The organism is Cupriavidus sp. CuC1, from assembly GCF_044627735.1.
Classification (GTDB): Bacteria; Pseudomonadota; Gammaproteobacteria; order Burkholderiales; family Burkholderiaceae; genus Cupriavidus; species Cupriavidus ulmosensis.
In genome coordinates this window covers 1-25,706 of record NZ_JBIUHC010000069.1, presented here as the reverse complement: position 1 = coordinate 25,706, position 25,706 = coordinate 1, and the positions used below count along the sequence as shown (strand labels likewise).

23 protein-coding genes are annotated in these 25,706 nt (G+C 67.3%); 11 read left to right on the top strand and 12 right to left on the bottom strand.

Features of this window, described 5'->3' with window-relative positions; all coding sequences use genetic code 11:
• Position 1 precedes the first annotated feature (1 nt).
• Both ACGLHR_RS26935 and ACGLHR_RS26930 read right to left on the bottom strand, forming a co-directional pair.
• Positions 2-2,485 carry an ExeM/NucH family extracellular endonuclease gene (locus tag ACGLHR_RS26935; protein WP_400097205.1) on the bottom strand — a complete coding sequence of 828 codons (2,484 nt, stop codon included), beginning with the start codon at positions 2,483-2,485 and terminating at the stop codon, positions 2-4.
• A 123-nt stretch (positions 2,486-2,608) separates the two neighbouring features.
• Complete coding sequence (locus tag ACGLHR_RS26930) at positions 2,609-4,669, bottom strand: ExeM/NucH family extracellular endonuclease (RefSeq protein WP_400097203.1); 2,061 nt, start codon at positions 4,667-4,669, stop codon at positions 2,609-2,611.
• 163 nt (positions 4,670-4,832) lie between these two features.
• Between ACGLHR_RS26930 and ACGLHR_RS26925 the strand changes: the two genes are divergently transcribed.
• From ACGLHR_RS26925 to ACGLHR_RS26915, 3 genes are all read left to right on the top strand, one after another.
• Entirely contained in the window at positions 4,833-5,456 is a 624-nt protein-coding gene (locus tag ACGLHR_RS26925; protein ID WP_400097201.1) for an HAD family hydrolase, read from the top strand.
• A gap of 107 nt (positions 5,457-5,563) precedes the next feature.
• Complete coding sequence (locus ACGLHR_RS26920; RefSeq protein WP_400097199.1) at positions 5,564-6,868, top strand: RNA-guided endonuclease InsQ/TnpB family protein; 1,305 nt, start codon at positions 5,564-5,566, stop codon at positions 6,866-6,868.
• A 118-nt stretch (positions 6,869-6,986) separates the two neighbouring features.
• A complete protein-coding gene (locus tag ACGLHR_RS26915; protein ID WP_400097197.1) occupies positions 6,987-7,619 on the top strand; it encodes a CDP-alcohol phosphatidyltransferase family protein in 633 nt (210 codons plus the stop codon).
• Between the two features lie 35 nt (positions 7,620-7,654).
• Here ACGLHR_RS26915 and ACGLHR_RS26910 read toward each other — a convergent pair whose 3' ends face one another.
• The 10 genes from ACGLHR_RS26910 to ACGLHR_RS26865 form a co-directional block, all read right to left on the bottom strand.
• On the bottom strand, positions 7,655-8,284 hold the full coding sequence (locus tag ACGLHR_RS26910; protein ID WP_400097243.1) for a phospholipase domain-containing protein: 630 nt from the start codon (positions 8,282-8,284) through the stop codon (positions 7,655-7,657).
• 146 nt (positions 8,285-8,430) lie between these two features.
• Complete coding sequence (locus ACGLHR_RS26905; protein ID WP_400097195.1) at positions 8,431-9,882, bottom strand: aldehyde dehydrogenase family protein; 1,452 nt, start codon at positions 9,880-9,882, stop codon at positions 8,431-8,433.
• A gap of 197 nt (positions 9,883-10,079) precedes the next feature.
• A complete protein-coding gene (locus ACGLHR_RS26900) occupies positions 10,080-11,891 on the bottom strand; it encodes a hybrid sensor histidine kinase/response regulator (RefSeq protein ID WP_400097193.1) in 1,812 nt (603 codons plus the stop codon).
• 3 nt (positions 11,892-11,894) lie between these two features.
• A complete protein-coding gene (locus ACGLHR_RS26895; protein WP_400097191.1) occupies positions 11,895-12,557 on the bottom strand; it encodes a response regulator in 663 nt (220 codons plus the stop codon).
• 515 nt (positions 12,558-13,072) lie between these two features.
• Positions 13,073-13,936 (bottom strand): phosphodiesterase, encoded by an 864-nt coding sequence (locus ACGLHR_RS26890; RefSeq protein ID WP_400097189.1) that lies wholly within the window; start codon positions 13,934-13,936, stop codon positions 13,073-13,075.
• Positions 13,933-15,006: an ABC transporter ATP-binding protein gene (locus tag ACGLHR_RS26885; RefSeq protein ID WP_400097187.1), complete on the bottom strand. Its 1,074-nt coding sequence runs from the start codon at positions 15,004-15,006 to the stop codon at positions 13,933-13,935. Before ACGLHR_RS26885 ends, ACGLHR_RS26890 begins: the two co-directional genes overlap by 4 nt.
• Positions 14,999-15,880 carry an ABC transporter permease gene (locus tag ACGLHR_RS26880; RefSeq protein WP_400097241.1) on the bottom strand — a complete coding sequence of 294 codons (882 nt, stop codon included), beginning with the start codon at positions 15,878-15,880 and terminating at the stop codon, positions 14,999-15,001. Before ACGLHR_RS26880 ends, ACGLHR_RS26885 begins: the two co-directional genes overlap by 8 nt.
• Positions 15,881-15,891: 11 nt before the next feature.
• On the bottom strand, positions 15,892-16,710 hold the full coding sequence (locus ACGLHR_RS26875) for an ABC transporter permease (RefSeq protein WP_400097185.1): 819 nt from the start codon (positions 16,708-16,710) through the stop codon (positions 15,892-15,894).
• 152 nt (positions 16,711-16,862) lie between these two features.
• Positions 16,863-17,894, bottom strand: coding sequence for an ABC transporter substrate-binding protein (locus ACGLHR_RS26870; RefSeq protein ID WP_400097183.1), 1,032 nt, complete (start codon positions 17,892-17,894; stop codon positions 16,863-16,865).
• A 70-nt stretch (positions 17,895-17,964) separates the two neighbouring features.
• Entirely contained in the window at positions 17,965-19,065 is a 1,101-nt protein-coding gene (locus ACGLHR_RS26865; RefSeq protein WP_400097181.1) for a substrate-binding domain-containing protein, read from the bottom strand.
• A gap of 41 nt (positions 19,066-19,106) precedes the next feature.
• Between ACGLHR_RS26865 and ACGLHR_RS26860 the strand changes: the two genes are divergently transcribed.
• The 8 genes from ACGLHR_RS26860 to hpaI all read left to right on the top strand — a co-directional run bounded on the left by ACGLHR_RS26860 (position 19,107) and on the right by hpaI (position 25,559).
• Positions 19,107-19,340 (top strand): hypothetical protein, encoded by a 234-nt coding sequence (locus tag ACGLHR_RS26860; protein WP_400097179.1) that lies wholly within the window; start codon positions 19,107-19,109, stop codon positions 19,338-19,340.
• A gap of 243 nt (positions 19,341-19,583) precedes the next feature.
• On the top strand, positions 19,584-20,249 hold the full coding sequence (locus ACGLHR_RS26855; protein ID WP_400097239.1) for a fumarylacetoacetate hydrolase family protein: 666 nt from the start codon (positions 19,584-19,586) through the stop codon (positions 20,247-20,249).
• On the top strand, positions 20,246-21,010 hold the full coding sequence (locus ACGLHR_RS26850) for a fumarylacetoacetate hydrolase family protein (RefSeq protein ID WP_318236725.1): 765 nt from the start codon (positions 20,246-20,248) through the stop codon (positions 21,008-21,010). The genes ACGLHR_RS26855 and ACGLHR_RS26850 overlap by 4 nt, the downstream gene beginning before the upstream one ends.
• A 35-nt stretch (positions 21,011-21,045) precedes the next feature.
• Entirely contained in the window at positions 21,046-22,506 is a 1,461-nt protein-coding gene (hpaE, locus tag ACGLHR_RS26845) for a 5-carboxymethyl-2-hydroxymuconate semialdehyde dehydrogenase (protein ID WP_318236724.1), read from the top strand.
• Positions 22,507-22,585: 79 nt separating this feature from the next.
• Positions 22,586-23,434, top strand: a complete 849-nt coding sequence (gene hpaD / locus ACGLHR_RS26840; RefSeq protein WP_400097177.1) for a 3,4-dihydroxyphenylacetate 2,3-dioxygenase — start codon at positions 22,586-22,588, stop codon at positions 23,432-23,434.
• A 36-nt stretch (positions 23,435-23,470) separates the two neighbouring features.
• Entirely contained in the window at positions 23,471-23,860 is a 390-nt protein-coding gene (locus ACGLHR_RS26835) for a 5-carboxymethyl-2-hydroxymuconate Delta-isomerase (RefSeq protein WP_400097175.1), read from the top strand.
• Positions 23,861-23,927: 67 nt separating this feature from the next.
• The gene (hpaH, locus tag ACGLHR_RS26830) at positions 23,928-24,731 is read left to right on the top strand and encodes a 2-oxo-hept-4-ene-1,7-dioate hydratase (RefSeq protein WP_318236721.1); all 804 of its coding nucleotides are present in this window, start codon (positions 23,928-23,930) and stop codon (positions 24,729-24,731) included.
• Between the two features lie 24 nt (positions 24,732-24,755).
• The gene (gene hpaI, locus ACGLHR_RS26825; RefSeq protein WP_400097173.1) at positions 24,756-25,559 is read left to right on the top strand and encodes a 4-hydroxy-2-oxoheptanedioate aldolase; all 804 of its coding nucleotides are present in this window, start codon (positions 24,756-24,758) and stop codon (positions 25,557-25,559) included.
• Positions 25,560-25,706: the final 147 nt, after the last annotated feature.

Sequence of the window (25,706 nt, the reverse complement as noted above, 5' to 3'; positions counted from 1 at the left end):
TTCAGTGGCGTGCAAAACGGCGCGCAAAGCCGTGTGCAAAGCGGCGCCATGCCGCTGCCGCCATGGCGCCGGCCAGCACCAGCAGCATCCACGCATCCGCTGCGCCGCCTCCCGTATCGCCGCCCTGGCTGGCGGTGGTGCCACCGGCATTGCCGGTGCCCGAACTCACTTGGTCACCCTCCGGTGCAAGGCTGTCGTCGCGCAGTGCCACATCCACCAGCACCGGGTCGTGGTCCGAGGAGCGGTAGGCATCCGGTGCGTAGAACGACTGTTGCTGATCCGCGCTCTTGAAGGCCACCGAGTATTCCAGGGCGACGGGTTCGTCCGCATTGATATGCCACTCGCTGACCGCGCGGATGCGGCTCGCCGCTGCATCATTGGCGAGTGCGTGGTCGATGTAGCCAGCCTCGCCGCCAAAGACATAGCTATAGGCGCCGGCCCCGACGAAGCGCGCCACCATGTCGGCGTAGCCCTTGTCGGCAAAGAGGCGGATCGGGTCTTCCTTGGCGTAGCTGTTGAGGTCCCCGATCAGCAGCTTGCCGTCATCCGCCACGCCGGTCGGCGAGGTGGCAAGCCAGTCGGCGATCTTGCCGGCGGCGGCGAGGCGGGTGGGGTTCCAGCAGCTCTGGCCATCGCCCTGGTCGGCGTCGGCGCCCGTGGACCCGGTGCAGCCCTTGGACTTGAGGTGGTTGACCACCACCGTGAGCTTGCGGGCCTGGCCGGGCAGGCGGAAGGTGCGGGCCAGCGGCTGGCGGTTCTTGTCGTCGATGGCCAGCGTGGCAGGCACGCCCACGGGCTCCACGGTGCGGCTGTTGTAGATCAGGGCGACCTTGATGGCATCGCCGCCGAGCTTGTCCACGCCCGGGTCGACAAAGCGCCAGTCCGCACCGAGCTTGCCAACCAGCCGCTGGATGGCGCTGAATTCACCGTAGCCGTCGTTCTCGATTTCCATCAGGCCAACGACATCGGCATTGAGCGCTTTCAGCGCGGCCACGATCTTGGCTTCCTGGCGTTCGAACTCCGCCAGCGTCTTGGCGCCGCGATTGTTCGGGTCGTCGAAGCCCGCGCCACGGCCGTCGCCGTTGAAGTAGTTCAGCACGTTGAACGAAGCCACCCGGATATCGGACTGGGCCGCGCGTGCGGGCGCGCCGGTGCGTGGGTTTGACGTGACCTGGAAGGCCGGGGCTTGCGCGCCAGGCACCGTCTGCAGGCGCCAGCTGCCAAAGCGCATCTCCAGCACGCCCTGCACATTGCTCACGGTGTACCCGCCGCGCAGCGTGTTGGCCGCGCTCAGGCCCGGCGCCGGGAAGGGCACGACCGCCGGGTTCTGCTTGTTGGAGCCGTCGTCCAGCACCAGGCGATTCAGTGCGTTGGCAGCAGCCTGCGCCGCCGCGCCGGCCTTGGGCAGCGCCACATTAGTGGGCAGCGGCAGGCGGCCGTTGCTCAGCAGCACGCTGCCGTAGCGGCCCAGTTCATAGGTCTCGCTGACGGTGAGGGTCTGCGGCAGGCGCACCAGCATGCCCTCGAAGGCAGCCAGCGATTGCGCGGTCTTCGCGGGCAGCGTGACCACCGCCGGCGTGACGGTCCGGCCGTTGCCGCAGACGGCCACGTCGCTGGCGAGCGCCAGCTGCGTCTGGCCGAATTTCTCCTCGACCTTGCCAACCAGGTGGACCAGGTCGCCGGCACGGGCGCTGGTCAAGGGGGCGTACACGAACAGTCCCTCGGACACGCCTGGGCGGTTCTGGCGCTGGGTATCCGCCTGCTGGACAAAGAAGCCGCCGAAGCCATCCGTGCCGGGATAGTCGGCCGTCACCACCGCCTCCACATCGACGGTCTGCCCGGCCAGCGGCGAGGTGGCGCCGGCACCCTGGATATCGGCGATCAGCGTGGCCGCGGCACCGCACTGCGCGGTGACCGGCGGCAAAGGCGCCGGCGCGTTGTTGTAGTAGCCGAGGTCGGCGAAGGCGTCGGTGCCGAAGCCGTCCCACTGCAGCGCCGGATCGAAGGCCCCGGTGCTGTCGGTGTCGCCGGTGACCAGGCCGGCCTTGCGGCGCAAGGTGTTGTCCTTGGTGACGGAAGTGCCGGTGCCCCAGTCGCCGCCGGCAGGCTGCACGCCGACCTGGCCGAAGCGGTCGATCACGGTGCCCGCGCGCGTCAATACCAGCGCGTCGTCGCCGTTGAAGGTAAACGCGGTGACCTGGTTCAGGCGGCTGCCGAGCGTGGCCGCCATGCTGGTATGCGCCAGCACGTAGACCGCGCCGGGGGCCAGCGTGCCGCTGAGCGTGAAGGTGCTGGTTGGCGCCGTGGCGCCGTTGTTGTATTGCTGGAGCTTGTATTGCGACAGGTCGATCGCCGTAGCATCCGGGTTATGCAATTCGACCGCCTTGTTGTTGGAGGTCCCTTCCACGACCTCGCTGATGATCAGGTCGGCATGGGCGGGCAGGGCGATAGCGAGCAGGGCGGTACCAAGGACGGACAGGCGCATGTGGGGCGGCTCGATAGATTGGGTTTTGCGAAGTCCGGGATACTATTGAGCGCAGGTGACACAGGCATGAATGGCTGGCATACATTTGCCCGCTTCGTCGTCACCCCTGGAGAAATGAGGGGATCACGCCCGCCAGCGTGGCAGGACGCGGCGCGCAAACCAGTGCCACGCGGCCAACGCCGCGGCGCCTGTCACGGTCCACAGCAGCCAGGGATCCGTGGCGCCGGCCCCGGTTTCCGTTTTTTCGCTGGTGCCAGTGTCCGCGCTGATGTTTCCCACGCTACCCTCTGTCACGGTTGTGTCGCCCGCAGCCACGGCATCGCCGCGCATGGCAAGATCGACCACCAGTGGGTCGTGGTCGGAAGAGCGATAGGCATCCGGCGCATAGAAGGACTGCTGCTGCGCCTCGCTCTTGTGGGCCAGCGCATAGGCCAGGGAGATTGGCTCGTCGGCGTTGATATGCCAATGGCGCGCCGCGAGGATGCGGCTCGCCGCCCCCGCATCGGCGAGCGCGTGGTCGATGTAGCCGGCCTCGCCCCTGAAGACATAGCTGTAGGCGTGGCCGCCGGCCTCGGTGAAGCGCGCGATCATGTCCGCATAGCCGCGCTCGGCCAGCAGGCGGATCGGGTCTTCCCGTGCGTAGCTGTTGAGGTCGCCGATCACCAGCTTGCCATCGTCCGGCACGCCGGTGGGGGAGGTGGCCAGCCAGTCGGCCAGGCGGCTGGCCGCCGCCACGCGCGTGGGATTCCAGCAGCTCTGGCCATCGTGCTGGTCCGCATTGACGCCGCGAGCGTCGTGGCAACGCTTGGACTTGAAGTGGTTCACCACCACCGTCAGCCTGGCGGGATGGCCGGGCAGGCGGAAGGTGGCGGCCAGCGGCTGGCGGGTTCTCGCGCCCAGCGCCAGGGTGGCCGCCATGCCGACGGACTCCACCGTGCGGGCGTTGTAGATCAGGGCGACCTTGATGACATCGCTGCCCAACTTCTCGCGGCCAGGATGAATGAAGCGCCAGTCCGGACCGAGCTTGCCCACCAGCCGCTGGATGGCGCTCAGCTCGCCATGGCCATTGTTCTCGATCTCCATCAGGCCGACCACGTCGGCGTCGAGGCCCTGCAACGCGCTCACGATCTTGGCCTCCTGGCGGGCAAACTCGGCAGGCGTCTTTGCGCCGCGGTTGCCGGGGTCATCGAAGCCCGCGCCGCGGCCGTCGCCGTTGAAGTAGTTCTCGACGTTGAACGCCGCCACGCGCAGATCGGTGCGGGCGGCACGTGCCGGGGCGCCGGCGCGCGGATTGGTGGGCTGGAACGCTGGTAGCGGCGCATCGGGGAGCGGCTGGATGCGCCAGCCGTTTGAGCGCCATTCCAGCACGCCCTGCACATTGGCGACGGAGTCCCCACTGCGCAGTGTGTTCGACGCGCTCAGGCCCGGTGCGGGATGGATGACGCGCGGCGGATTTTGCAGGCTGGAGCCGTCGTCAAGCACCAGGCGATTGAGCGCATTGGCGGCAGCCTGCGCGGCGGCGGCTTCCCCAGGCAAGGCCACGTTGGTGGGCAGGGGCAGGCGGCCGAGGCTGAGCTCCACGCTGCCATAGCGGCCGAGCTCGAAGGTCTCGCTGACGGTGAGGGTCTGCGGCAGCCGCACCAGCATGCCCTCATAGGCCGCCAGCGAGCCCGTGTGCGGCGCGGGCAGCGTGACGGTTTCCGGGGTGACCGCCTGGCCCACCGCGCACACCGTGGCCCGGCCGGACAGCCTTAGCCGCATCTGGCCCGCGCGTTCCTCCACCGTGCCGAGCACGCGCACCAGATCGCCCGCCCGCGCACCCGCGCGCGGCGCATGGACAAACATGCCCTCCGACACACCGGGACGGCGCTGGCGCTGGGCGTCGGCCTGCTGCACGAAGAAGCCGCTGAAGCCGCCGCTGCCCGAGTAGTCGGCCGTGACCACCGCCTCCAGCGCGACCCTTCGCCCGATGGACGGCGTGCCCTCGCTTTCGTCGCGCAGATTGGCGATCAGCGTGGCCGGCGCGCCGCACTGCGCGGTGGGCGGGGCCAGCAGGGAACGTGCCTGGTCGCGATAGCCCACGTCGGCATGGGCGGGCAAGGCAAGGCAGAGCAAGGCCAGGCAGGGTGGCAGGCAGCGTGGCAAGAAGCCGTGCAGGAACGGCTTTGGCGAAAACAGGCGCATGGATGGGTCTCCAAGGTCGCGGCGCAGTGATGGGTCCGGGTGGACTGGTGATGCCAAGCGTAGAACCCAGGGCCGGCCTGTGGACTGAGACCATTCTCATACTGGCCCCGGCGCAGACTCTGCGAGAATGCAGCCTTGTCCCCAACGCAGCTGACGAAATACCGTGACTGTCCGTGCCGTAGTGTTCGATTTTGGTGGCGTGCTGTTCGACTGGAACCCGGAATACCTGTATCGCGAATTGATTCCGGATCCACAGGAGCGCGCCCGGTTCTTGTCGGAAGTGTGCTCGCCGGCGTGGAATATCCGCCAGGATGCCGGCAGGCCGCTGCGCGAGGCCACCGAGTCGCTGGTGGCCGAGCATCCCGCGCAAGCCGGCCTGATCCGCGCGTTCTATGGCCGCTGGCCCCAGATGCTGCGTGGCCCGCTGGCCGAGGGCGTGGCGCTGTTGCAGCGCCTGCATGCCGCGCAGGTGCCGCTGTTCGGCCTGACCAACTGGTCCAGCGAGACCTATCCGCATGCCGTGCGTATCGGCCATTTCCTGTCATGGTTCCGCGATATCCTGGTGTCCGGCGAGGTTGGCGTCGCCAAGCCCGAACCGGCCATCTACCGGCTCATGCAGGCGCGCATCGAGGCCAGCCTGCCGGGCATCGCGCCAGGAGAGTTGCTGTTCATCGATGACAACACGGCCAATGTGGCTGCGGCAACGGCGCTGGGCTGGCAGGCTGTGCATCACGTCAGCGCCGCGCAGACCGCAGGCGCGCTACGCGCAGCGGGATTGCGCTTCTAGCCAGATTGATCCGGTGCGCGGCAAACCTCTCCCTTCAGGGGGAGGAAGGATAGCGCAGACGGCGTAGCCGTCCTTGCACACGTGAAAGTTGCTGATAACATGATTTTATGCAACGTCTCCAAGCCTTTAAATTCGAACTGATGCCAAACGGCGAGCAACAGCGCAAGATGCGCCGTTTCGCCGGCTCGTGCCGGTTCGTCTTCAACAAGGCGCTGGCGTTGCAGAAGCAGAACCACGAGGCCGGTGGCAAGTTCATCGGCTACGTGGCAATGGCTAAGGAGCTCACAGCATGGCGCAATGGGGCGGACACACCTTGGCTCAAGGATGCACCGGTACATCCATTACAGCATGCACTGAAGGACCTTGAGCGCGCATACCAGAACTTCTTTGCCAAGCGTGCGGACTATCCCCGCTTCAAGAAGAAGGGGCTGCGCGACAGTTTCCGCTACCCCGACCCGAAACAGATCAAGCTCGATGAGGCCAATGGGAGGATTTTCTTGCCTAAGCTTGGCTGGCTGCGCTACCGCGCCAGCCGAGACGTGCGGGGCTCTGTGAGAAATGCAACGGTCAGCGAGTCCAGCGGCAAGTGGTTCGTCTCGATTCAGACAGCGCGTGAGGTCGATGCGCCGGTTCCAGCCGGCACAACCGCAGTCGGTGTCGATATGGGTATCGCCCGCTTTGCCACGCTGAGCAATGGCACGTTCTACGCGCCACTCAACAGCTTCCGTCGGCACGAAGCAGCCTTGCGTAAGGCGCAGCGGGCAATGAGCCGCAAGACAAAGTTCAGCAGAAACTGGAGGAAAGCCAAAGCCCGAGTCCAGCGCATTCACGCCCGCATCGGCAACACCCGCCGCGACTACCTGCACAAGGCCACGACCACGATCAGCAATAACCACGCGATGGTATGCATCGAGGACCTGCGGGTTAGCAATATGTCGAAGTCAGCGGCGGGTACTAGTGAGGAGCCGGGCAAGTGTGTTCGGGCCAAGTCCGGCCTAAACAAAGCCATCCTCGATCAGGGGTGGTACGAGTTCCGTCGCCAGCTGGATTACAAGCTGGCGTGGAATGGTGGGTATCTCGTCGCAGTGCCGCCGCAGAACACAAGCCGAACGTGTCCGTGCTGCGGGTACGTTTCGGCGAACAACCGTCGGACACAAGCGCGCTTCGCGTGTGTGGAATGCGGCTTCGAGGAACATGCCGACCTGGTCGGCGCGATCAACGTTTTAAGGGCGGGACACGCCCCGTTCGCCTGTGTCCCACAAGGGGATTCCCCTTTGGGTCAAGTGAGCGGTGCAGCAATGCCGCCAGCAGCAGGAACCCGCCGAAGCGACTTGGTGAGCAGCTCCATGCTGCCCCTGAGCGCCGCAGGAATCCCCTCCCTTTCCGCGCAAAGCGCGGCAGCCGAAGGCTGAGGGAGGGGAGGATGTCAATGCCTGGTTCGCTTCTTGCGGGCGAACCTTGTGTTCCGACAGTCATTTCGACAGTCTTACCGACAGTCTTACGCACCAAAGGATTCAGGAGCCCGCCGCCATGGCATCCACACCAGAACGTCCCAAGCATTTCTCGATGATCCGCGAGTTGCACCTTGCCGATCTGTTCACGTTGGGCAACGCAGCCTGCGGCATGGCATCGGTGTTCTTCGCCATGCTCTACATCGCCTCGGGCTCGCCAGCGCATTTCATGGCGGCGGCAGCGCTGGCGCCGGCGGCCTTTGTCTTCGATGTGCTCGACGGGCGCATCGCCCGCTGGCGCCACCAGCATTCGGCGCTGGGCCGCGAGCTGGATTCGCTCGCTGACATCATTTCCTTCGGGGTTGGCCCGGCCACGCTGGCGTTCGCCGCGGGCATGCGCGGTGGCTGGGACATGGCGGCGCTGATCTACTTCGTCTGCTGCGGCGTGAGCCGGCTGGCACGCTTCAACGTCACCGCCGAGACCTTGTCAGAGGGCAGCGACAAGGTGGCATATTTCGAGGGCACGCCGATTCCAACCAGCGTGCTGCTGACCGGCGTGCTGGCATTCTGCGCCTGGCAAGGCCGCGTGGGCGGGGCGCTCTACGGTGGCGTGTGGTCGATCGGGCCGGCGGACCTGCACCCACTCGCGCTGCTGTTCGTGCTCTCCGGATCGCTGATGATCAGCAAGACCCTGCGCATCCCGAAGGTGTAGTCCCCGCGCAAGTATGGCAACGCGGGGCAAGTCCTTCACGCAGGCCGGCTGGAGGATCCCGCTGGCCGCCATTGATCCCCGATGGCGCGGCCGCCCATGGCGGGATCGCTGACCGATGGCACGCCCGTTTCCATGCGACCGGCGCAGCGCCGCGCGTAGCCAGGCAGGGCCGCTACCGTGACGGTGAAGTCGTACCAGCCGCCTGATAAATCCACCGGCCACGCCAGCGCGTGCCTGGTGCGGGCCGGCACGGTGACTTTGCCGGCCGCGCCATCCACGTAAGCATTGGCGGCAAGCACAAACGTGCAGGGCTGGTCCGCGTCATTGCGCAAGCCAATGCGCAGGCTTCGCGCGGGGATGTCGTAGCCGATCTCGATCTCGGGGGCCAGGCCCGTGCGAGCGCCGCCTGCCGACCCGATGAAATGCCGGTGCCAGCCGTTGGGCCCGAGCACCCACAGGTCATAGCGCCCCGCATCGGCACGCGTGTCCCAACTGCCGGCGAGGCGCTTGCCGGCTTCGACGGTATAGCGGCGCGGCACACGGTCCAGGTGCAGCCGGTCGTAGACGTGGAACACTGCCCCTGCGTGGCCGCTGTTGGTAAAGCTCAGGCGCACTGCCCCATGGCCGGCATCGACCAGGGCTTGTGCCTGTAGCGCGTAGGGCAGCGCGCGCGAAGGACGCGTGCCGCTGAGCGGGCATGGCGCGGATCGGCGCGGATCGGCGCGTTGAGGGACGGGTTGTTATCGCTTGCCCGCAATCTTAACCCTGTCCTGGCGACGCCAGCTCCACACCCGCCGCCGCAGGTTCCCCGCTATTGCCGCAGCGACAGCCAGATTGCCTTGGGCTCGGTGAAGTTGTCGATGGCGGCTTCCCCATGCTCCCGGCCCAGCCCCGAGTCGCCGGCGCCGCCCCAGGGCAGGCGCACGTCGGTATGGCCATAGGTGTTGATCCATACGGTGCCGGCCTTGAGCTCGGCGGCCACCTGGTGCACGCGGCCGATGTCGGCGCTCCACACCCCCGCCGCCAGGCTGAACGCGGTGCCGTTGGCGATGCGCAGGGCATCGGCTTCGTCGTCGAAGCGGATCACGCTGGCGACCGGGCCGAAGATTTCCTCCTGCGAGACCCGCATCTCGTGCTCCACGTTGGCGAACACGGTGGGCTGCACGTAGTAGCCCTTGCCGCCCACGCGCTCGCCACCGGTCACGGCGATGGCGCCTTCGCGCTTGCCGATCTCCACGTAGTCCAGCACGGTCTTCATCTGCGCGGACGACACCAGCGGCCCCATGGTGGTGTCGGGCGCGGCGGGGTCTCCCACGCGGATCGAGGCGGCGCGCGCCGCCAGCTTTTCCACCACCTCGTCGTAGACCGCGCGCTGCGCCAGGATGCGCGAGCCGGCCGAGCAGACTTGTCCTGCATTGAAGAAGATGCCGGAGGCGGCGGCGCGCACCGCGGCATCCACGTTGGCGTCGGCAAAGATCAGGTTGGCGGACTTGCCGCCGAGCTCCAGCGTGACGCGCTTGAAGTTGGCGGCGGCGCCCTGCATGATGCCGCGCCCAACGCCAGGCGAGCCGGTGAAGGTCACCTTGTCGATGCCGGGATGCGCAACCAGCGCATTGCCCACCACGCTGCCCTTGCCGGTGACGATATTGAGCACGCCGGGCGGCAGGCCGGCCTCCAGCGCCAGCTCACCCACGCGCAGCGCGGTCAGCGGCGTGATCTCGGCGGGTTTGACGATGAGGGTGCAGCCGCAGGCCAGCGCGGGCGCGATCTTCCACATGCCGATCATCAGGGGGAAATTCCACGGCACGATGGCGGCGACCACGCCCACCGGCTCGCGCACGGTGTAGGTCAGCGCGCCGGGGCGGGTCGGCACCACCTGGCCGTTGATCTTGTCGGCCCAGCCAGCGTAGTAGCGCACGGTGTCTATCACGGCCGGCATGTCCTGGCGCCGCACGGCAGCGAGCGGCTTGCCGGCATCCAGGCTTTCCAGTGCGATCAGTTCCTCCTGGTTCGCTTCCAGCAGGTCGGCAAAGCGGTACAGGATGCGGCCACGCTCGGCCGCGCGCAGGCCGCCCCAGACCTTGAGCGCGGCGCGGGCGGCAGTCACGGCCAGATCGACATCGGCCGCGCTGCCTTGCGCGACCAAGGCGATCGGGAGCTCCGTGGCCGGATTGATGTCGGTGGAGTACTCCCCGGTGCCGGGCGGCAGGCGCTTGCCGTCGATCAGCAGGTCGTGTCTTGGCAGTCCGGGCTGCGTGCTCATGGGTTGCTCCTCGCTTGGGGTCGGTAAACCTCGCGGCACGTTGGCGGAAGCGATACGGCTAGCCGGTGACGCCCGTGCCTGCTGTCACGATGCAGTGTGGGTGGGCGTTGGCTCCAAGTCCAATTAATAGGACGGATTGATTAATGCAAAAAAAGCATGAATCAAAGAGGGGATGAACGCGGGGGCAGATGCGCCCGTCAGCCTTCGGCGCGTGGCGTCCGGTCCGCGGAGCCCCGGGGGATGTCCTGTCGCCAGCCGGCGTCGCGCAGCAGCGCGGTCATGGCTGTATGCAACTGATGCGCCACAACTGGCTTGTGCAACAGCGCGGCGCCCCCGGCATGGACGCTGCGCAGGCGGTCCGGGGCGGTATCGCCGGTGATGATGACGGTGGGAATGGCCCGACCCAGCCGCTCGCGGATGGCCATCATGGCTTCCTGGCCAGTGCGCTCGCCGCGCAGACGGTAGTCGGCCAGCAGCAGGTCAGGCCGGAAGGCGCCAAGCGCGGCCAGCGCGTTCTCCTCGGACTCCACGGCCAGGCACACCGATTGCCAGCTCTCCAGCAGCGCTGCCATGGCGATGCGGATTTCCTGGTCGTCGTCGATCACCAGCACGCGCAACCCCTTCAGGCTGGGCTTGTGATGCAAGCCCGCGGGCTGGGTTTCGGCGCGATCCTCGGTCATGGGCAGGGCGAAGCGGAAAACCGAACCGCGGCCGGGCCGTGAGTTCAGCAGGATCCGGGTGGAAATGGTGCGCGCCAACCCTGCCACGATGGCCAGGCCCAGGCCAAGGCCCTTGCGCTGGTCCCGCTCCGGATTGCCCAGCTGGTGGAACTCCTTGAAGATCGCACGATGCTGGGTCATGGGGATGCCAACGCCGGTATCCCAGACCTCGATCATCGCGCTCTCGCCTCGGCGGCGGCAGGCCACCAGCACGCCGCCCTGGGTGGTGTAGCGGATGGCATTGGCGATCAGGTTGCGCAGGATCAGCTCGACCAGCGTCGGGTCGGCGAACACCGTGGCGGTGGTATCCCGGGTCCGGTAGAACAAGCCGCGGTCGTCGGCCTGCGGCGCAAACTCGTTCTCCAGCTTGTAGAGCAAGGGCTGCAGGCGGAAGGCGCGCGGCCGGGCGGTGACGACGCCCGCGTCCACCTTGGAGAAGTCCAGCAGCGTGTTGAGCATTTCGCGCGCGGCACCGGAGGCGGCCTCGATGTGCGTGAGCAACTGGCGTTGCTTGTCGGTGAGGTCGGAGCGGCCCAGCGTGACCACGAACAAGCCGAGCGCATGCAGGGGCTGGCGCAGGTCGTGGCTGGCCGAGGCGAGGAACACCGATTTGGCGCGGTTGGCTTCCTCGGCCTCGCGTTGGGCATATTCCGCGCGGGCCGTCTGCTCGCGCAACTGCGAGATCAGCTCCACGTTGGCGAAGCGCAGCGCAATGCCGTGCCGTGCCACGCGCGCATAGTTGCGCGCAAAGATCATCAGCACGACGAGATAAAGCGGCGCGCCGAGGAACATGGGCAGGTAGGCGACGTCGCCGGTGGCGATGAAGACCGCCCAGACCGGCACGATGGCCGGGATGAAGAAGCCCACGGCAACCGGCAGGCAGGCGGAGAACACCGCCAGCGCGGCCGCGCTCATGCCCGCGATCAGCGACAGGATGCAGATCACCGTGGCGGGCGTCCTCATATCCATGTAGAGCCACGCCGCCAGCCCCCAGAGCACGCCGATCAGCGTCAGCAGCAGCGTCATGCTGCGCGCGTAGCGCCCGGCATGGGCTTCGCCCGTGCGCTCGGGCATCAGGCGCCGCCCGAAATGCCCGGCGGCGCACGCCAGCCCCATCGTCAGCGCCCAGGGCAACGCACCCGGATGCCCGCCGCCGAGGGCCAGCCCGAAGGCCAGGATGCCCGCCGCCAGCGCGCAGCCCAGCATGGCGATGCCGAAGCTCTGGTCGATCAGTTCCATCTGCGCGGCCAGCAGCCGCGGTTCGTCAAAACGGGGGAGGAGAAACGCCATGGCTTACCTGCCCGTCTGCACCAGGCCGCGGCGCTGGGCCTCCAGCACCGCCTCGACCCGGCTGACCACGCCCAGGTGATCGAGAATGGCTGCCACGTGGACGCGCACGGTGTTCTCCGAGAGCCCCAGATGGTGGGCAATGATCTTGTTGGAGCGGCCCTGGCTGAGCTGGTCCAGCACCTCGAGCTGGCGCGGCGTGAGCGAGCTGGCCTGGTAGCCCTGGTACGCGTTGCCGTTGGCATGGCCAGCCGGGTCGGCGCAGTCGGCGCCAGCGGGGTCGGGGTTGAAGTACGTGTCGCCCCGCAGGCAAGAGGCGATGGCGTCTTCGATCTCGATGCTGCTCGCGGATTTTGGCAGGAAGCCGGCAATCTCCTTGCGCGCGGCGGCGGGAATGGTTTCCAGGGCGGAGGTGCCGGACACGATCAGGATGCGCGCTGCGGGGAAGTGGCGGCGCAACACCTTGACGCCCTCGATCCCGTTGAGGCCCGGCATCTGGATATCCAGCAGGATGATGTCCACGCTGGCGGCGCGGTGTGCCTCCACCGCGCCCATGACGGAGCCCGCCTCGATGATGCTCGCCACGCTCTGGCTGTCCGCCAGCACCAGGCGCAGGCCGGTGCGGAACAGGGTGTGGTCGTCTATCAGCAGCAGGTGGGCGTTGGGCATGGGTTGGGGTTGTGCGGCGGACGGCGCGCAGGCTGCGGCCGGTGGAACAAGTGGAGCAAAATGTGATGCGCTGCGCCCCGATCGAAGCGAGCGCCAGGGCGAATTGGACTAGATTATGGGGGTCTTGTCCATTTCCCCACTAAAGAGGGGAAACGCAGGGTAGGGCGCAGCTGGCTCTGGCGGCGTGCCGCCCCGCAAATGGCTTGCACACTAGGGCTCGCGGGAAATGGCGCTGCGGCATGCCGGCGCCGACGGCTTGCCATTGGGATGAGCACTAGTCCGGAAGGATTATTTCGTTAGGGGACCTCCGGTGCCACCATGCATGCATGGGTGATTTCCGCGACTCGCCCATACCACTTTTGTTACCCACTACCACCCGGCAGTGGGTTTTTTTTTGGGGCCACGGTTTCGTGCCACTGGATGGGCCGGCCGCAGGGGGGCAACCGGTTGCAGGCTAATGTGCCGATGTGCCACTGTGGTGCACTGCGCCGATGCGTTCTTGACCGACCGGCCAGTCAGTCGATCAACTTGCCCGCGGCATCGAAGAAGGGATGGTCTGCGCCAAAGTCGCCGATGACCGCCGCGTGGCTTACCAGCCCGTGCGCGGGTTGCCACTGATGCAGCAGGTAGCCGGGTGGCTCCATGCGAAACCGCGAGGCCGCCTGCGGATCGAGATCGAGCGTGACCTGATGGGCCGGGCTCGGCGCCGTCATGGCGATCGTGCCGCCAAACCGGTGCGTGATGTGCCGGTGCAGGTGGCCGCACAACACGCGCTCAACCGTCGGGTGCCTGCGCACCACCGCCTCCAGCAGCGCCGCGCCCGCCAGGCCCTGCTGGTCCATGTGGCCGATGCCGGTATGAAAGGGCGGGTGATGGAGCATCAGCAGCGTGGGCCTGCCCGGCTCGGCCGCCAGCGTGGCCTCGAGCCACGGCAGCGCGGCGGGATCGACCTGGCCGCCAGGCTTTCCGGGCACCGTGCAGTCGAAGGCCACCAGGCGCAGCGGGCCGGCCGCCACGCTGTAGTGGATCGGCGCGTCGCCGTCACCGTTGGCAAACAGGTAGTCGTGATCGGCAAAGACGCGGCGCAGCGTGGCGCGGTGGTCATGGTTGCCGGGCAATAGCCTCACCGGCATGGGCAGATCCTCCAGGATGCCGCGCAGGAAGCGGTATTCCTCTTCGGTGCCGAAGTCCACCAGGTCGCCGGTGATGACGACGGAGTCGGGCCGCTGCGGCGCGGCCAGCAGCGATGCGATGCAGCGCCGCAGCGCGCCGGCGGTATCTACCATGCGGTAGGACAATTTGCCGCCGGCCTTGATGTGCAGGTCGGTGATGTGGGCGAGCAGGTAGGTGCCGGCCGGGTTGTCGTTGGCGGTGTTCATGCGGCGAGCGCTTCGGGGAGCGTGATCAGGTGGCCGGTATCGAGGCGCAGGCCCACGCGGTCGCCCGCGAGCCAGCCATCGCGCCGGGTGGTGTCGACGACAAGCGGCGCCGGCGCGCCCACGTCGATCAGCAAGCGTGTGTAGTTGCCCAGGAACAGCGCGGTGACCACCGAGCCGCCCAGGTGGGCATCCTCGGCCTGTGCCAACGCTACGTCTTCGGGGCGGAACAGCAGTTCAGCACGGGCCGAGGGAGCGGCGGCCAGGCTTGTGGCGGCGCCATGGCGCGGCACCAGGCCACCCGGCACGCGCCAGGCATCGGCCTCCAGCACGGCCGGCAGGCGGTTCATGGTGCCGATGAAATCCGCCACGAAGGCATTGGCCGGCGCGCGGTAGATCTGCTGCGGCGTGCCGGTCTGCGCGATGCGGCCACGGTCCATCACGATGATGCGGTCGCCCAGCGCCATCGCCTCGGCCTGGTCGTGGGTGACGTAGACGGCGGTGATATGCAGGCTGCGCAGCAGCTGGTTGATGTCGGCGCGCAACGCGTCGCGCAGCTTGGCGTCCAGCGCGGTCAGCGGCTCATCGAGCAGCAGCACGCGCGGCTGCACGGCGATGGCGCGGGCCAGCGCCACGCGCTGGCGCTGCCCGCCTGACAGTTGGTCGATGCGCCGCTCGGCGAAAGGCCCCAGATGCATCATGGCCAGCATCTCGTCCACCCGGCGGCGGCGCGCGGCGGCATCGATCCGGCGCACGCGCAGGCCGTAGGCGATGTTCTCCGCCACGGTCATGTTGGGAAACAGCGCGTAGCTCTGGAACACCATGCCCACGCCGCGCTGCTCGATCGGCAGCGGCGTCACGTCGTTGTCGCCAAACATCACCACGCCGCCGGCGTCGGGGAATTCCAGCCCGGCGATGATGCGCAGCGTGGTGGTCTTGCCGCAGCCCGAGGGGCCGAGCAGCACCACGGTCTCGCCCGCGCCGATGTCGAGATCCAGCGGTTGCAGCGCCAGCGTGCCGTCGGCGAAGGTCTTGCCGCAGTGGCGCAGCGTGATGGTGGTTGGTTCATGCATGGCGGGCCTCGGAAGTGGAAAGCGGATCGGCGCCGGAGATCACTCTGGTGTCGGCGCTGTCTGCCAGCGGCTGGTGCTTGCGGGCACGCGCGCCCAGCGCGGACAAGCCCTGCATCAGTACCAGCAGCGGAATGATCATGAAGAAGAACACGATGGTGTAGGCCGAGCCGATCTCCAGCCGCATCGAGGCGTAGCTGTCGGCCAGCCCCACCGGCAGCGTCTGCGTGGTGGGCGTATGCAGCATCCAGGTCAGGTTGAATTCCCCCACCGAGAGCGTCACCACCATCAGCGCGCCGGCCAGGATGCCCTGGCGGCAGTTCGGCAGCACCACGGTAAAGAAGCGCTGCAGCCGGCTTGCGCCCAGGCTGGCGGCAGCGTCTTCCAGCGTGCGGATATCGATGGCCGACATGATGGCCAGCACCGAGCGCACCATGAACGGCAGCGTGAACAGCACGTGGCCGACCAGGATAAACACCCAGCTCGTGCGGAACGCCTGCCAGCCGCCATAGAGCAGGATCAGGCCAAGCGCGGTGGCCAGCCCCGGCACGGCCACCGGCAGCATCAGCAGCTCCTCGATCAGGCGCGTCACGCGCCCGCGCCGCAGCGCCATGTAGTAGGCCGCGGGCACGCCCAGCACCAGCGTGCAAGCCAGGCACGCCAGGGCGATGCCCAGCGACAGGAAGATGGTGTTGCGGTAGAGCGCCCACACCTCCACCAGCCAGCGCGTGGTGAGGCCGCTGGACACGCCCACAAAGATGTTGTTGGTCAGGCCGGCGAGCACGGACAGCACCACCGGCACCACCATGAACAGGCACAACAGGAGCGTGAGCGCGAGTTGCAGCCAGTAGGCATTGCCGCGGCGGGAAGACGTCATCATGGGTAGCCTCAGGCAGTAGCGGCGACAGCGTCGCCCGAGAACCAGCGCGCCACCGCCAGCAAGGCCCAGGTGACCGTGCCGAGCAGCAAGGACAGCGCGGCGGCCATGCCGAAGTTGGCGTAGTTGGTGAACTCGTTGTAGATGGTGAGCGGCAGCACATCGAGCTGCGTCGCCAGCGTGAAGGCGGTGCCGAAGGCGCCCATGCTGGTGGCAAAGCAGATCGCGCCGCTGGAAATCATGGCCGGCATCAGCGCGGGCAGCATCACGTCGCGCACCACGCGCCAGCGGCCCGCGCCGAGCGAGCGGGCGGCTTCTTCCAGCGAGGCATCGAGCTTGGCAACGGCTGCCATCACGGTCAGGATGACGCGCGGGATGGAGAAGTACAGGTAGCCGACGAACAGGCCGGCAAGACCGTAGGCAAAGGTCCAGCGGTCTCCCACCAGCCAATCGCTCACCATGGCGACGAGGCCGTTGCGGCCGCCCAGCATGATCACCATGAAGCCGATGACAACGCCGGGGAAGGCGAGCGGGAACGTCAGCATGGCGACCAGCAGGGCCTTTGCGGGCACGGCGTTGCGCTCCAGGAAGGTGCCGGTGATGCCGGCGATGATCAGGGTGGCCAGCGTTACCGTTGCCGATAGCAGCACGGTGACCATCAGGCTGTGCAGATAGCGCTCGCTTGAGATGACGGTCCAGTAGACGCTCGCGCCTTTCTCTCCGGTGACGCTGATTGCCAGGAGTTTTGCCATGGGGAGGCAGAAGAAGGCGAAGAAAATGATCAGCGCCGGAAGGGCGAAGAGAAGGAGTGGGGGGCTTCGTTTATGCATGATGGGGGTGCTCCCAGTGTTCGTGCAGGCTGGTTCATTCGCGCTGGCGTGTCGCCGGTTCCCCCTCTCCCGCATGGCGGAAGAGGGGTTGGGGGAGAGGGCGGGCGCTCGTCAAGAGCGACGGGCCGCACTCACCTGCTAGCGCTAGCCATTCAACGGACTTCCTTCAAATACTGTTCGCTGAACCCCTTCTGCGCATCCGCCATCTGTCCAAAATCCACCGGCTTGGCCCGCGCGTAATCCGCTGCCGGCAGGAACCGGGCTTGCACTTCCTTGGGCACGGCGGCGCTGCGCACGGGGCGCAGGTACGCATTGGCCCACAGGGCTTGGCCCGCATCGGACAGCACGAAATCCAGCACCTTCTTGCCATCCGCATCGTGCGGCGCCTTGTTCACCAGGCTCATCACGTACGGCACCACCACCGTGCCTTCCTTGGGAATCACGAAGGCGACGTTGGACTTGTCCTTGTAGCGGGCGCGGTAGGCGTTGAAGTCGTAGTCCAGCAGGATCGGGATCTCGCCCGAGAGCACGCGGGCATAGGCGGTTTGCTTGGGGACGATGGGCTGGTTCTTCTGCAGGTCGCGGAAGTACTTGAAGGCCGGGCCGAAGTTGTCCATCGAGCCGCCCATTGCCTGGTTGACGGCAACCGCGCCGACATAGCCGACGAAGGCGCTGGCCGGGTCCAGGTAGCCGATGAGGCCCTTGTATTCGGGCTTGAGCAGGTCGGCCCACGATTGCGGCACGGGCTTGCCGCGCAGGGCGTCGACGTTGACCATGAAGCCAAGCGTGCCGGAGTGGATGGCGAACCAGTTGCCTTGCGGGTCCTTGAGGCCGTCTGGGATGTCGCTCCAGTGGGCCGGCTTGTAGGGGGCGGTGACGCCGTCCTTCTTGGCCTGGATGCCGAAGGTCACGCCGTAGTACACCACGTCCGCTACCGGGCTGCCCTTTTCGGCGACCAGCTGCGCGAGCGACTGGCCGGAGTTCTTGTTGTCATGCGGCACCGTGACACCGGTCTTTTCCTTGATGGCGCGGATCTGCGAGGCCCAGTCGGCCCATTCGGGCGGGCAGTTGTAGCAGATCGCGGTTTGCGCTGCCGCGCCCTGGCTGAATGCGCAGACGGCGGCGGCGCCGAGCGCGCTGGCGATCCGGCGCAGCGGCTTGTGCCAGGAACGGGTTGCTTGCATGGTGGACTCCTTGGGTTGCATACGTGGGCTGGGGCAGGGGGAAAGCGGTTGGCGAAGGGTCATGCCGGGGTCATGCCGGTGCGGCTACCGTGCCGCCCAGGCGCAGGCCGTGGGGCAGCAAGGTAACGCGTCCGGGTTTGGCGCCGCGCGTCGCGTCGATCGCGTCGGTTGCGTCGGTTGCGTCGGCGGCATGGCCGAAACGCTTGAGCAACTGCGCGACGGCGCGCTCGCCAATTTCGGTATTGGGCTGCATCACTGTTGCCAGTGCCGGCTCCACCAGCGCGCCCAGCGCGATGCCGTCGTATCCCAGCACGGAGATGTCGCGCGGCACGCGCAGGCCGAGCCGCTTCAGGTCGGAGATCACGCCGATCGCCAGCAGGTCGTTGGTGCAGAAAAATGCGGTGGGCGCATCCGGCCCGGCGGCCAGCGCGCGGATCTGGTCGGCGTTGCTGGCGGTGTGGGAGGGCAGGCAAAGCGGCGGCGCGGCTTGCAGGCCGTGCGCGTGCATGGCGTCGCGGTAGCCCTCGAAGCGCTGGCGCGCGCGGTCGGAGGCGATGAAGGCGCCGGAGACCACGCGGATGCGGCGATGCCCGGCCGCGATCAGCGCTTGCACGCCTTCGCGGGCGCTGCCGCGGTTGTCCACCGAGACCGAGTGGCGCTGGCCGCGCGCGGCGGCCTGGTTGTAGGCCAGCACATAGGGCACGCCTTCGGCATCGAGCTGGTCGAGCACGGCGCTGCGCGCGGCGTCGGCCACCGTGAGCACCATGCCGTCGACCCGGTGGCGCAGCAGGTATTCGATGCGCTCGCGTTCGCGCGCGGGGTCGTAGGCGCTGGTCACCAGCATCAGCGAGTAGCCGGCGGCCAGCGCGGCGTCCTCGATGCCGCGCCAGCATTCGGCGAACACGGCGTTTTCCAGGGTGGGCAGCATCACGCCGATCATCCGGCTTTGCTGCGCGCGCAGCTTGCTGCCGAGCAGGTTGGGGCGGAAGCTCAGTTGCCGTGCGGCGTCCAGCACACGCTGCGCGGTGCCTTCGCGCACCAGCGCCGGGCTGTTGAACGCGCGCGACGCGGTGGCTAGCGATACGCCCGCTGCCTGCGCCACGTCCACCAGCGTGGCAGTGCCGACGGCGTCTGGGGCGGTGCTGCTGGAGCGGTCCTGGGTGCGCTTCACGTAAGAGCTTCCGGTCTTGGTTTCGGGATCACATTGCGCGCATGGCGAACCAGGCACGCAATGGCGGTCAAAATGAAAACGTTTTCATTCAAGCCGCAAAAAAATCGGGTAGCAAGCCTTTTTACTGCTGCGGTGCGTTATCACAATCGCGCTGCGGCAAGGCGAAACCCGGTACAGGGCGAATTCTGGGGATGCTGCATGACAGCACGATGACAGGCGCCGACGAGGGCGCGAAGGGCCAGGCGGCAAGATCACGGTGGCGCGGCTCACAATAGGGTTGAAACTCCGGCGCAATCTAATTAACATGTTAAGTACAGGCGGCGCCAACGGGCGATCCGTCCTCGACGATCCGCCAGCCGGGCAGCGCAAGCGCCTGGCAAGCGCGGACGCAACCAGAGAGGAGCACGATGCGACAAGCCAGAATCGCCGCCGGCGGCCGGCCAGTGCGGGCAGTGCCGGTGGACGGTGCCACCTTGCTGCCGCTGGACGGCGGGCGCGCCCTGCGCGAGGGCGAATTCATGTGGCAGCCCGCCATCACCGGCACGGTGTACGGCACGCTGCTGAACTTCAAGGGCGCGCTTGCGGCCCTTGGCGACAGCGTCAATGCGGCCCCTTACCAGGCGCCGCCGGCGGGCCCTATCCTCTACATCAAGCCGGCCAATACGCTGGCCGCCCATGGCAGCCTTGTCGAGCTGCCACCGGGCCAGGAGACCCTGGAAATCGGCGCCGCGCTGGGCATCGTGATCGGCCGGCGCGCAACCCGCATCGACCCGGCGCAGGCCGTGGACTATATCGCCGGGTACACGGTGGTGTCGGATGTGAGCGTGCCGCATGCCAGCTATTACCGCCCGGCGGTGCGCCACAAGTGCCGCGACGGCTATTGCCCGATCGGCCCGTGGGTGATGGCCCGCGAGCAGGTAGCCAACGCCGACGCGCTCGCCATGGTGGTGCGCATCAACGGCGAAGAGCGCCAGCGCAACCACACGGGCAACCTGCTGCGCCCGGTGGCGCGGTTGTTGGCCGATGTCACCGCCTTCATGTCGCTCGAAGCCGGCGACGTGCTGCTGGCGGGCGTGCCCGAAGGCGCGCCGCTGGCGCGTGCCGGCGACACGGTGGAGATCGAGATCGAACACGTAGGACGCTTGCGGCACGGCATCAAGGCAGCGCCCGGGGAGGCAGCATGAGAACCGCACGTGTAGCCTTCGATGGCCTGGTCCACACCGCGCAGCCCGCTGGCGAAGGCGCATTGCGCCTGGACGATGGCCGCGTGGTCAGCGAAGACGCCGTGACGTGGCTGCCGCCCGTGGCGCCGCGCACCACCTTTGCGCTCGGCCTGAACTATGCCGATCATGCGCGCGAACTGGCCTTCAAGGCGCCGGAAGAACCGCTGGTCTTCCTCAAGGGGCCGGGCGCGTTCATCGGCCACCGGGCCCACACCATCCGGCCCGAGGGCGTGAAGTACATGCACTACGAGTGCGAGCTGGCGGTGGTGATCGGCAGCACGGCGCGCGGCGTCAAGGCCGCGCAGGCCTACGACCACGTGCGCGGCTACACGGTCGCCAACGATTACGCCATCCGCGACTACCTGGAAAACTACTATCGCCCCAACCTGCGGGTGAAGAACCGCGATACCTGCACGCCGCTGGGGCCGTGGCTGGTGGACCGCGACGACGTGCCGGATCCGATGAACCTCGCGCTGACCACCACCGTCAACGGCAAGCTGACCCAGCAGGGCAGCACCCGCGACATGATCTTCGGCATCCCGTGGCTGATCGAATACCTCAGCAGCTTCATGACGCTGGAAGCGGGCGATGTGATCCTCACCGGCACGCCGGAAGGGCTGGCCGATACACAGCCGGGCGATGAGATCGTCACTGAGATCGAAGGGGTGGGGCGGCTGGTCAACACCATTGCCTCGGCTACCGAATATGGCAGCGTGCGCTGAAGCGCCACGCGCCACGCGCCAACAAGGAGGAAGACATGATCAAGCATTGGATCGACGGCAAGCAGGTTGACAGCAAGGACACATTCACCACCTGGAACCCGGCCACCGGCGAGGAGATCGCCACGGTGGCAGCGGGCGGCGAGGCGGAAGTCAACGCCGCCGTGGCAGCCGCCAAGGCCGCCTTTCCCAAATGGGCCAATACGCCGGCCAAGGAGCGCGCCCGCATCATGCGCCGCCTGGCCGACCTGATCACCGAGCACGTGCCGCATCTTGCCGCGCTGGAAACGCAGGACACCGGCCTGCCGATCGCGCAGACCGGCAAGCAGCTGATCCCGCGCGCCGCCGAGAACTTCAATTTCTTCGCCGAGGTGTGCGTGCAGATGAACGGCCGCACTTACCCGGTCGATGACCAGATGCTCAACTACACGCTCTACCAGCCGGTGGGCGTGTGCGCGCTGATCTCGCCGTGGAACGTGCCCTTCATGACCGCCACCTGGAAGGTCGCGCCGTGCCTGGCGCTGGGCAACACCGCGGTGCTGAAGATGTCAGAGCTGTCGCCGCTCACCGCCGACCAGCTCGGCATGCTGGCGCTGGAAGCCGGGGTGCCGGCCGGCGTGCTCAACGTGGTGCAGGGCTACGGCGCCAGCGCGGGCGATGCGCTGGTGCGCCACCCGGACGTGCGCGCGGTTTCGTTCACCGGTGGCACCGCCACCGGCAAGCGCATCATCGAACGCGCCGGCCTGAAGAAGTTCTCGATGGAACTGGGCGGCAAGTCCCCGGTGCTGGTGTTTGACGACGCCGACCTGGAGCGCGCGCTGGACGCCGCGCTGTTCACCATCTTCTCGATCAACGGCGAGCGCTGCACCGCCGGCTCGCGGATTTTCGTGCAGGACACGGTCTACGACGATTTCGTCGGCAAGTTTGCCGAACGCGCCAGGAAGCTGCGCGTGGGCGACCCGACCAGCGAGCAGACCCACGTGGGCGCCATGATCACGCAGCAGCACTGGGAGAAGGTGACTGGCTATATCCGCCTGGGCGAGCAGGAAGGCGCCACCATCCTGGCCGGCGGCGCCGAGCGCCCGGCCGACCTGCCTGCGCACCTGCGCAACGGCAACTTCGTGCAGCCCACGGTGCTCGCCAATGTGGAGAACCACATGCGCGTGGCGCAGGAAGAAATCTTTGGCCCGGTGGCCTGCCTGATCCCCTTCAAGGGCGAGGACGATGGCCTGGCCATGGCCAACGACACCGCCTACGGCCTGGCCTCGTACATCTGGACGCAGGACGTTGGCAAGGTGCACCGGCTGGCGCGCGGCATCGAGGCCGGCATGGTGTTCGTCAACAGCCAGAACGTGCGCGACCTGCGCCAGCCGTTTGGCGGCACCAAGGCATCCGGCACCGGGCGCGAGGGCGGGGAGTTCAGCTTCGAGGTGTTTGCGGAGGTGAAGAACGTGTGCATCTCGATGGGCGGGCATCATATTCCGCGCTGGGGCGTTTGAGAACGATCGCCTTTGCCAGCGCCCGAAGTGAGTGGCTTCGACCCGGCACTGGCGCCATGACAAGACAGGAGACACCGCAATGGGCAGACTATCACTCGCGGCAAAGATCACGCACGTGCCGTCGATGTACCTATCGGAATTGCCCGGCAAGCACTACGGCTGCCGCGAGGCGGCAATCGCCGGCCACCGCGAGATCGGCCGGCGCTGCCGCGAGCTTGGGGTGGACACCATCGTGGTGGCCGATGTGCACTGGCTGGTCAATGCCGGCTATCACGTCAACTGCAATGGGCATTTCGAGGGCATCTACACCAGCAACGAGCTGCCGCACTTCATCAAGGACATGGCCTACGCCTATGACGGCAACCCCGAACTGGGCCGCCTGATCGCCAGCACCGCCACCGAGCAAGGCGTGATGACCCGCGCCCACGAGATCGCCAGCCTGGAGCTGGAATACGGCACCCTGGTGCCGATGCGCTACATGAACGCCGACCGCCATTTCAAGGTGGTATCGATCGCGGCCTGGTGCGCCTGGCACCAGCTTGACGAAAGCCGCCGCTTTGGCGAGGCGCTGCGCGCGTCCATCGAGGCCAGCGATGCCAATGTGGCGTTTCTCGCCAGCGGCTCGCTGTCGCACCGCTTCAACGACAACAACAGCCCCGAGGAGAGCATCCACCAGATCAGCCGCGAGTTCTTCAAGCAGGTGGACTTGCGCGTTGTGGAACTCTGGAAGCAAGGCGACTGGGCCACCTTCTGCCGCATGCTGCCGGAGTACAACGAGCACTGCATCGGCGAGGGCGGCATGCACGACACCGCCATGCTGCTCGGCTTGCTGGGCTGGGACAAGTACGACCGGCCGGTGGAGATCGTCACCGACTACTTCACCAGCTCTGGCACCGGCCAGATCAATGCGATCTTCCCGGTGCGCTGACGGATCACGATTCACGCCTTATTGGAGAGGCCGCCAATGCCCCACATCATCGTCGAGTACACCGACAATATCCGCGCCGACGCGCGCGTGCCGGCCCTGCTCAAGACCATCAACGACGTGCTGATCGCCCAGGACGGCGTGTTTCCCATCGGCGGCATCCGCTCGCGCGCGCTGGCGCTGACCGACTACCGCATGGCCGACGGCGAGGAAGACTACGCCTTCGTCCACATCACGCTGAAGATCGGCGCCGGGCGCCCCGAGGCGGCCAAGAAGACGGCCTGCGATGCGCTGTTCGAGGCTGTCAAGGCGCACTTCGCCGAGCTGTATGCGCGGCGCTACCTGGCGCTGTCGATGGAGCTGGTCGAGTTCAACGAGGGCGGCAGCTACAAGCACAACAACGTGCACGCCCGCTTCAAGAAGGCCTGACCGGTTCCACCGTCGGCCGGCCCCCAACGCTCAACGTTCAACGTTCAACGCATCCCACGGAGACCCCATGCTCAGCCCAGAGCTGATCCGCCAGATCGCCCATCGCCTGCACGACGCCGAGCAATCGCGCAAGCAGATCCGGCAAATCTCGCTGGACCATCCTGACATCACGATTGAAGATGCCTACGCCATCCAGCGCGAATGGCTGGCCCACAAGCTGGCTGAAGGCCGCACCATCAAGGGCCACAAGATCGGCCTGACCTCGCGCGCCATGCAGTTGTCCTCGCAGATCGACGAGCCGGACTACGGCACCTTGCTCGACGACATGTTCTTCCAGGACGGCGCGACGATCCCCCCGGGCCGCTTTATCGTGCCGCGCGTGGAAGTGGAGCTGGCCTTCGTGCTGGACAAGCCGCTCAAGGGGCCGAACTGCACGCTGTTCGACGTGTATGACGCCACGGCCTACGTGATTCCCGCGCTGGAGATCATCGATGCGCGCAGCCATGGGATCGATCCTGACAGCAAGCGCCCGCGCAAGGTGTTCGACACCATCGCCGACAACGCCGCCAATGCCGGCGTGGTGATGGGCGGGCGCCCGGTGCGGCCGTTCGATGTGGACCTGCGCTGGGTCTCGGCCATCATGTCGCGCAACGGCGTGATCGAGGAGACCGGCGTGGCCGCCGGCGTGCTCAACCATCCCGCCAACGGCGTGGCATGGCTGGCCAACAAGCTGCATCCGTTTGGCGTGGGCCTGGAAGCCGGCGAGGTGATCCTCGGCGGCTCCTTCACCCGGCCGGTTGCGGCCAGCCCGGGTGATACATTCCATGTAGACTACGGCGCGCTGGGCGCCGTGGCATGCCACTTCGCCTGACGCCAACGTCCCGATACCGCCATCATGGAAATCCCCCTCAATACCTTCAAGCGCGCGCTCGCCGCGAACGAGCAGCAGATTGGCCTGTGGCTCGGCCTGGCCAGTCCCTACACCGCCGAAGTGCTGGCCGACGCCGGCTTCGACTGGCTGCTGATCGACGGCGAGCACGCACCCAACACCGTGCCGTCGATCCTGGCGCAGTTGCAGGCGCTGGCCGCCTATCCGGTGCGGCCGGTGGTGCGTGCCTCGTGGAACGACACCGTGCAGATCAAGCAGCTGCTCGACCTGGGCGTGCAGACCCTGTTGGTGCCGATGGTGCAAAGCGCCGCCGAGGCCGCCGCCGCGGTCGCCGCCACGCGTTACCCGCCGCAAGGCGTGCGTGGCGTGGGCAGCGCGATGGCCCGAGCCTCGCGCTGGAACCGTGTCGACGGCTACCTGGCCCAAGCCAACCGCGAGATGTGCGTGCTGGTGCAGGTGGAAACGCGCGCGGGGCTCGCGCACCTCGACGCGATCGCCGCCACCCAAGGCGTGGATGGGGTGTTTATCGGCCCGGCGGATCTTGCCGCCGACATGGGCCATCTCGGCAACCCGGGCCACCCGGACGTGCAAAGCGCCATCGCCGACGCCATCGCGCGCATTCGCCAGGCCGGCAAGGGCGCGGGCATTCTCAGCGCCGATGTGGCGCAGTCGCGGCAGTACATGGCGCTGGGCACCACGTTCACCGCGGTTGGCGTGGATGCCACGATGCTGGCTCGCGCGGCAGAGAGCCTCGCCGCGCAGTTCAAGGGGCAGGGCGGCGCGGTGGGCGGCGGGGACAAGACATACTAGCCGCAGCACCAGGAGCGCTGGACGAAGCCGCCGAACGAGCCAAGGCCATGCGCTACGACGACGGCTGTCGCTCCCTCTCCCCTCAGGGGGAGAGGGCCGGGGAGAGGGGTGGCTTAGTCAATATGACTCCCCTGGGGCAAAGAGGGC